This window comes from Microbacterium sp. B35-04 (assembly GCF_010634885.1).
GTDB lineage: Bacteria > Actinomycetota > Actinomycetes > Actinomycetales > Microbacteriaceae > Microbacterium.
Genome location: NZ_MWLP01000176.1, coordinates 1 through 656, shown reverse-complemented (window position 1 = coordinate 656; position 656 = coordinate 1). Strand labels below are relative to the sequence as shown.

Here is a 656-nt window from a genome sequence, read left to right as displayed (position 1 = left end):
TTTCGGTATAGTAAAAGATAAATTATTGAAAACAACATTATTTTCATCATAACTGAAAGACACGTTATTAAATGATAAATCTACAGAATTTGAAATTTTATAATTGGTATTATTTAAATTTTCTTCTTCCTCGTTTAGTATTTCAGAGAGTCTTTGACTTGCACCTACAGTTTTTTTATAACCTGTAAAAAGGCTGGATATTTTTTCGATAGGTTCGGTTAGTTGAGTCATATAAAAAATAAGAGCAATTAAAGTACCAGGAGATATGGCTCCAGATGCTACTCGATATCCTCCGAAACCTAAAATACCTCCCATTGAAATTAGCATAATTATTGTAGAAAGAGGAACTACAATAGAGTTGATAATACCTTCTTTTACGCCTAGATGATAAATGTTGCGTAAGTGAGAATTGGTGTGGCGAAATTCTTTATCACTTGAATTTGAAAGCTTAACTAGTTTTGTTTCAGATAAAACATGCGATATTATACCACTAACTTTAGCAGTTTCAAGCTGAGTTTTATAAGAAAGGTTTTGCATTATATTGCTTATTGGTATTATTAAAATAATATATAGTGGTATTGAAACAAGAGCAACTAGTGCAGTTTGCCAATCTAACATAAATAAAAAAAAGATTGATCCAAAAAGTACAATAATTG

Annotated in this window: 1 protein-coding gene; it reads right to left on the bottom strand. The window is 29.3% G+C overall.

Annotated features, from left to right (window positions below):
• Positions 1 to 656: ABC transporter transmembrane domain-containing protein (locus B1729_RS20360; protein ID WP_163634629.1), on the bottom strand; the 656-nt coding region annotated here is incomplete at both ends.